Here is a 7,287-nt window from a genome sequence, read left to right as displayed (position 1 = left end):
GTCCATGGAGATTGCCTTTGGTGTAGCGGCCTCGCAGTACCCTGCCCATGCATTTCAAACCGCTACCGCAGACCGTGGCAAAGAGTTTGCCTGTTACGCCAGCCTGGAAGCCACTCATGGCCTAGAGGTGTATTTCGCAGATCCGTATTCCTCCTGGCAACGCGGTTCGAATGAGAATGCCAATGGCCTCTTACGAGAGTTTTTCCCCAAGGGGACGGATTTCGCACAAATCACGGATGAAGCGCTGGAGACCGCTCTGCGCTTGATTAATCTCAGACCACGAAAATGCTTGGGGTGGAGAACCGCTCACGAATCCTTTTCAGAGGAACTGTCGCACTTGGCTTGACAATCCGTCTAATGTAATCGTTTCTTCTGAACTTCTTGAAATGGAATATGTGCCGAGAATCGTTCCAATATATGATTAATATCAACATTATAGCAATTGGCTGTCTTCACGATATGCCCCAGTGCAACACTGATCTCATCAGGCCGATCTGCAACAAAGTCTGCATACTCTTCAAGTACAGCAACTTCGCCAGATAACAGCCGGTATAACAGTGTGTTCGCTTTGGCCCACTCGTTGAATTGCTGAATATACCATATGGCCTCCTCATCCCGCTCACGAATGTAGGCTCCCCCGTTGGCATATAAAGAGACATAACCTAAAGCCTCTGAATAATTCTTAAGTTCTGCGCTCACCGTTCCTCTTGCAAGCCAGCCATACAAGATATAAGAATAGTACGGTTCATTAGGCTGCCTTTCCCCAGAAGGGTGCTCATATTGGATGCTCGCGACATGAAGTAACTGTTCTGCCAATTGATCTACCTGCTTCCATCTATGGGCTGTTCCCATAACATTGATTAGTTCTCTTAGCGCTTCTACCTGATAAGACTCCTCCAGACGGTTTACGTAGTGCCCGAACACATCAGCTGCTCTCAGATTGTCTTCCACATCATCGCTCAGTGAGATCTGGAACAGCCGATAACGGCAGATTGCTAATCGCTCAGAATGCTGGTATCTCTCTGCTTCACTCACGCTCGAATACAGCAATGCCGCAGCCTCTGTATGGTTTAGAGTGAACAATTTTTCAGCGACTACAAATAACAAATGCACATTCCGCAGTTTGTCCAGCAATCGGCCCACCAGTCTTTCCAAACAATCCAAACGACCAAGCTCTGCACATCGTATGATGAAGGGTTCAATACGACGGAAAGTCGTAGAGAATTCAACGCACTCCTCCACGTACAGATCAAACAGCGCATCCTCTGGCAATTCCATGCCTCTAGTAATCTGTTCTAGTTGGCGAAGCGAAATGGGCTTGCTTCCTTGTATCATGCGGCTTAGTGTACCTGTATTCACACCAGAGATCTGGTGAAACTTGACGTAAGAGAGGTTGTTCTTTTGCAAGTATGTATGGAGTACTTCACGAATGGTATTTCCACCTTCCACTTCAATACCTCCTCTATCCATAATCCAAAGTATTGCTTCTCGTAACATCCATATAAAGGTTCTATAAGTTTTTTTACTTTCTATATACTACACAATGAATACTAGTAACCGCAATATAATTCACGAATTATATTGCGTTATATATACTTTATTCCTCATCTATCATAGATGGTATACCAAATATGAGGAGCTATTGTCATTGAGGATCAAGGAAGCCAGAGAAGCCGCCAGGCTTACCCAGGAAGCGCTCGTACTCAAGATCAACCATACGATGAAATGTACGTTGCGCCACTTTCAAAATATTGAGTATGGTATTGTGATCCCTAGCGTCACTTTAGCACTATTAATAGCGCATTTACTGGAAGTGGATCCCCGTGAGGTAGATGAGTGGAAGTTCAAAATTGCTCAAGCTGATTCGTAATCAGCCCACGCTTACCAAATTCACATGAGATGGAACGACTACCGATTCAGGTTGTGAAGCCTGCTCGGTAGTTTTTCTATTAAGCACGAGTTTTACGATTTCAAAGCTTTGTGGATATACCTCCATATAGCAGCCGACTCTGAATCGATGCATTTAATTTGATTCACTCGTTTCCTTTGCTTATTTCACGAAGCAATCGAACAAGTTCACCATGCTTCCGTCCAGAATGTGAGTTAGCCGCAACGGGCACTACATACTTTTGTCTTGTCCCTGCACTTCCCAATATCCCCTTGTCACTCTCGTTCTCTTTCTGATTAGTAGCGGATTTCAGCTCAAAAGCGCAACTTCCGCAGATCCATCGCTCCTGATAAGGGGTGAGCCGCATCTCGGACTGACAGAACACACACTCCTGTAGCTGGTATCGACGCATCATCATGTGCCCTGTATCAGTATCTGCAAAAAACTCAATCAACGAGCTCGGCCCCATCTCCATGGATTGACGTAATTCCACAGGTATCACAATTCTACCCATCCCATCAATAGCTCTGATCATTCCAGTTCTTGTCCCCATGTCGCCCTTCTCCTCCCTTTCCTGAAATATATTGTAAGGCGTCCTGTCATTTTTATTTCCAATATACTGGAGACAAGTATTAATTATGGTAATAAGAGTCATGCCCTAATTTTTATAACAAATGGCTTTGTCCTCGAGAAAATTGTGGAAGTACTTGTCCATATACATGTCCGATATTTCTATTACATCTACTTTATGAAATGTGAGAGCCGCCATGTTTTTTGATGGAATGATTACTGGCTTTACTAACGGTTTGTTCTGAGTGGATTGTAGATTGGAGGGCTTTGCCGGTTGGGATAACTGCAATTGGACACTTGCTGGGTTTTCCCTCTGCTACCGTTAGTGCATCTGGTTGTTTCCTACCTACAAGTCAAACTCACGTTGCTAGCGTTTGTGAGCGTTTTTAATTGGGACCTAGAATCTTTGATGCACTCAGGGATATTGAAATCTGCCAACGACTGATGACCATGGCCAGAAAATTAATAGTATGTTTATCAGAATAAATATCCCGGATGAAGTCTGTTCCCCTTCGGTGCGAACCCCAAGCGCACATGAAATCCCTGGAAGATTCGCACCTCAGTTTTTGTCGAAAACGAGTCGAATGTGAACAGGATTTGAACACGCACCTAAGAAAGGAGCGCTTGTTCTTTTTATTTTCGCGGGTATACGCTAGAATTAGAAGTACCCACAACTTGGTTAAGTTGTTTTTCGCTGTCGCACTCTACATGGGTGCGTGGATTGAAATTCATGAGCCTATTCAACTTTATAGAACCGTTTTACGGTCCCACTCTATGTGTGTGCGTGGATTGAAACGTCCAACCAATCATGACATAGAGTGCATAAGTGTAGTCGCACTCTATGTGAATTCGTCGATTGAAATGAGTTACAGATCGTTTCCGTGGATTCATCCGGACGTCGCACTCTACTTAAGTCGGTGGATGTTCTTTACCTTACTAACACCATTAGAAGGTGTTACTTCCTATCAACTACCGAATTATTATTAAAATACGCTAGAAAAAAGGGCTTCTTCTTCCCTTTGAACTGTGACCCGTAAAATGGACACCTTGAAAAAAGTGACCTCTTACGGGTCATTTGTGTTTGAATCGAAACATTAAGAGAATTGCAAGGTAACTTTCATAGGATTAAGAGCGGGACCTTCAAAGATCTTTAGAGAAGAAGAGACAACTCAAGCCGTTAACAATGGACATTAAAAAAGATGACTCCTCATGAATTCAGAAGCCATCTGTTGGTTACCTAAGCTGAGGCTTTATTCTCACCGGGCGCACAACTAGTCTACAGTGCATGTAATGCTAAATCAGCTTTTGCTGTATACTTTATTGTTTTTACGATGATTATTCTATTTTTGCAAGACATTGATACCGAATTCAATATCTCCACGTTGAAACCTTTTAAGATGAAATGCCATGTTGTTAACCTTATAAATATAATGTGATGTCGTTAAATAGAATGAAGGCAGGAATAACCCGCTCCTAAGCATGCTCAAGGGTACACTCATCTTACACAACGACAAGCAAAAGCCACCGAGGCGTCCAACCTATTAACGGTGGCTTTTTGCGCTATACGAGTGAATCTAGTACACTTTGACTCTATACGTATAGTTTAATTTCTTAGAGGGGTGAGCCAATATGATGAAGCCGAATGTTCAACGCTTGTTATTCTCCGGATTAAGTCTGCTGATTCTTTCCATCGTTGCCACTGCGCTAGCTTTTTACTTGGATGGCCAAAGAGGTGAAAACCTTCCGTTTTCATTGTCGCCCAATGAATCCGTATTAGTCTTTGTCATCGCTGCTTTGTTTTTAGTATATCCCGTTGTATTGCTCGCATTTGCCTTACCTTTTTTCTTGCTGAAATCCTTTCAAGTCCACTTCTCTATTCGTGCATTGGTTTATCTGATGACGGGCATAGTTGCCATGCTTATTCCTACAATTTTACACCGCTACGGCTATTTCTATCTTGTAATCGCGTTGCTCTTTGCGGGATTGGACTTTCTGTGGTCAAAGCAAGTGAAAACGAAATAAACGAATTCTTTAGGTTGTAATTCCTTCTCTTATTTTTCCTATATAGGTGAAAGGGAAAATAACCTAAGGAGAGATACAATATGGCAAACTATGAATACTATACGTGGAAACACATCCCAGCCGCACTTGGGGAGCAACACATTATCAAAACGTCGCTCAGTAACATCAAATCAGAAACGATTTTGCGGCCAGTAAACAAGACGGCCTATGTGGGTATCAATGGCGGTTTTTTCGAAGCGACTAACGGATACAGCAGCCCACCCACCGGTGGTTCTTCCATCGTGTACGTAGCCAGTGAAGAAAATCAAACGGTTACTTATGGGGGCCGAACACTGAAAAAGAATTACCTTTCGAATACCTCGGTCAATGGGAATGAGATTTCCCGAAAGTCAGCTGTCTTTTATCGGGATATGAACGGTAACCTAAGAGCCAGACACCTTTACATTAAAAATGTAAATGAGGTGTATCAGTATTATCCGAAGTCCATGGTGGAAATGGTTATTGGCGGGAATGACTATAATTTGGAGAGTTGGGGCGGCTCCTCTATTAAAGGCGAGCTAGGATACTACTTCCCAATTAATAGAACCATCTTGGCCTGGAAGAATAACGATGCCTATCTCATTGCTGGGAATGGCAGTGTGCCATTCATGCGGGGAATTATGGATGATCTCGGGCTTGATGCGGTTAACTCCATTATGCTGGACGGATCAGGTTCTACACAAATGCAAGTGAGTAACCCGCTTCGAAATCCGATGGATAGTGATCGCTACGTTTATAATATGATTCGTCTTAAGAATACCTAAAAAACTTGAAAACATAAGTTATTTGAAATTGCCTAAGTGGAGCCCAATACCCCACCTGGGCATTTTTTCACTACACATATAAAAAAGGGAAACGCTACAAGAGCAGTTCCCAAGTTGTATATTATTTAGATCTACACTGTTTTATTAATTTCACTAGATGTTCTAGCTACTGAAAGAAAAACATGTATATTTGTGCTGGGATTCGTATGTGAAGCATTAGGCCTTAGTTGAATGGAACAGTAACAAGGGATTAATGAACATTAATATAGTATCTTGGAAAGGAAGCAAAAAAGACGGGACTATCAGCACTTTTGTAACGTAACTTTTTCCCAATTACCGTTTAACCATTTTAAAGGAGGAGTGATGACTTTGAATACATTTACACGCCGAGTGTTAGCTATAGGGATCGTTGGCCTTATGCTTGTAGCGGCCTGTGGAAAAGAAGATAGCACATATACTTCTAGCACGAATCCAAAAACCAGCAAGCCTGCAAACCAACCACCTTCAGATCCCCATACTCAGCAATATACATCAAACGATCCTGCTCCAGATCAGCTCATTGATCCTTCTACCAAAGAGTTTAAGGAGATTACAGAAGCTGAGTTCAAACCAGAGATATCTATTGATTTTGAAGCGTATAAAAAGAGCTTTTTTGATGACGAGATTATTACCAAATTAAAAGAAACACTTGAAGCCGTTATTGCCCAGGATAAGGAGAAATTTCAGACACATTTGCAATCAGGGTACAATCTTGACTCACTATTCTTTGATGACAAAGATGCTCAATATATGTTTTATGATCTGGATATCCTAGAGAAATTGACAATAGACGGTCGCGAGCGCATCCATGTAGGCGTTCGATATGCAAAAAAATCATCAGACGGCTCTATCTACAATACAGGAAATACCGTTTTCTTTACTAAAAACAAAGAAGGACAATGGGGAATTGCCAACATCGATTAAATCAGCTACAAGGTTTATGCCGTCTTTACTGTTACATGTCTAGTGGGGATACCTGAATGATCAGGGGACGGCTTCTCCCGTTTTATCATGCGTTGTAGTTTTTAGACTAATCTCCCTTTACGTTATTGTCGAACGGAACTAACTCATACAAGTCACGAACATCACAACCGATGGAATTGGCGATTGATATGGCAATTTTGAGTGGCATCACTCTCTTGTTTTCAATAAAGTCGTAAACTCGTTCCGGTTTTAAGAGCAAGTTTTTTGCCAGCCATTCCGCTGACTTTCCGGATTCCATCAATCGTTCATTCAGTAAGCAACGTCCTAGTTCAAATTTCAAGAAGCGATGACCTCCCGCATAAGGTAATATTTATCCTAAGCGTTGTCCATTGTCAGTATGAATATACTTCATAAAGGGATGAAGATCCCCATGCGCGTCTGGCCAATTTGCTGGGCGAGTTCCATTAAGATTGCCATGATCGTCGCACTCTATATGGGTGCGTGGGTGATTCATTAATCACATCCTCCCCAAGGAATTCCTCCTTAACAAATAAAGAGTAGCGGCTTAATGTCCACTACTCTTTATTTTCTGACCTAATTCGTTGCTAGTTCCCAGTAAAAACTAGCATGCATCTTCCAGTGACGGACAATAATTAAAAGAAGAACATTCCTTGTGTTGGGTTACTTTCGCCAGTGCATGGCCATGACAAAGAAAAAGCACCACTATGGGTGCCTTTTCTTACTCTCTTTAATTGCAATAATTGCAATTACCAATATAAGTAACGCCACTGTACTTAGGATTATAAAGGAAAAATAAGCAATCTGGTTCAAAAAAGTAAACACAATCACAATTAAACCAAGAACGGAAATCAGTTTATAAAACATTTTACCGATTTTCGATAGTTCTGTATCATGATCAAAAAAATGGTTACCCGAAACAACCACTATTGAGAGGGCAAAAAAGATTAAATCGATCAATGTAACCAAGCTTACTAAAGTAGTGAACAAATACAATTTCGGATCAGTAAATAAAAAATCGAT

8 protein-coding genes are annotated in these 7,287 nt (G+C 41.8%); 5 read left to right on the top strand and 3 right to left on the bottom strand.

The features are described 5' to 3' along the window. A partial coding sequence (locus tag K331_RS0103150; protein ID WP_028589147.1) for an IS30 family transposase occupies positions 1-346 on the top strand: 346 nt, incomplete at its 5' end. An 8-nt stretch (positions 347-354) separates the two neighbouring features. On the opposite strand, the gene K331_RS28800 is transcribed toward K331_RS0103150, so the two are convergent. Next, positions 355-1,449: a hypothetical protein gene (locus K331_RS28800; RefSeq protein WP_051289559.1), complete on the bottom strand. Its 1,095-nt coding sequence runs from the start codon at positions 1,447-1,449 to the stop codon at positions 355-357. 199 nt (positions 1,450-1,648) lie between these two features. Between K331_RS28800 and K331_RS0103140 the strand changes: the two genes are divergently transcribed. Then, complete coding sequence (locus K331_RS0103140) at positions 1,649-1,870, top strand: helix-turn-helix transcriptional regulator (protein WP_028589146.1); 222 nt, start codon at positions 1,649-1,651, stop codon at positions 1,868-1,870. Between the two features lie 163 nt (positions 1,871-2,033). Here K331_RS0103140 and K331_RS30865 read toward each other — a convergent pair whose 3' ends face one another. Further along, on the bottom strand, positions 2,034-2,441 hold the full coding sequence (locus K331_RS30865) for an AbrB/MazE/SpoVT family DNA-binding domain-containing protein (RefSeq protein ID WP_051289557.1): 408 nt from the start codon (positions 2,439-2,441) through the stop codon (positions 2,034-2,036). 1,646 nt (positions 2,442-4,087) lie between these two features. Between K331_RS30865 and K331_RS0103130 the strand changes: the two genes are divergently transcribed. The 3 genes from K331_RS0103130 to K331_RS0103120 all read left to right on the top strand — a co-directional run bounded on the left by K331_RS0103130 (position 4,088) and on the right by K331_RS0103120 (position 6,246). Further along, positions 4,088-4,480 carry a hypothetical protein gene (locus K331_RS0103130; RefSeq protein WP_028589145.1) on the top strand — a complete coding sequence of 131 codons (393 nt, stop codon included), beginning with the start codon at positions 4,088-4,090 and terminating at the stop codon, positions 4,478-4,480. An 80-nt stretch (positions 4,481-4,560) separates the two neighbouring features. Beyond that, the gene (locus K331_RS0103125) at positions 4,561-5,283 is read left to right on the top strand and encodes a phosphodiester glycosidase family protein (protein ID WP_028589144.1); all 723 of its coding nucleotides are present in this window, start codon (positions 4,561-4,563) and stop codon (positions 5,281-5,283) included. 369 nt (positions 5,284-5,652) lie between these two features. Continuing rightward, positions 5,653-6,246, top strand: a complete 594-nt coding sequence (locus K331_RS0103120; protein ID WP_156897605.1) for a hypothetical protein — start codon at positions 5,653-5,655, stop codon at positions 6,244-6,246. A gap of 106 nt (positions 6,247-6,352) precedes the next feature. Here K331_RS0103120 and K331_RS0103115 read toward each other — a convergent pair whose 3' ends face one another. Beyond that, a complete protein-coding gene (locus tag K331_RS0103115) occupies positions 6,353-6,586 on the bottom strand; it encodes a hypothetical protein (RefSeq protein ID WP_028589142.1) in 234 nt (77 codons plus the stop codon). Positions 6,587-7,287: the final 701 nt, after the last annotated feature.

This window comes from Paenibacillus massiliensis subsp. panacisoli DSM 21345 (assembly GCF_000426545.1).
Lineage (GTDB): Bacteria > Bacillota > Bacilli > Paenibacillales > Paenibacillaceae > Paenibacillus > Paenibacillus panacisoli.
This window is presented reverse-complemented; position numbering and strand designations above follow the sequence as displayed.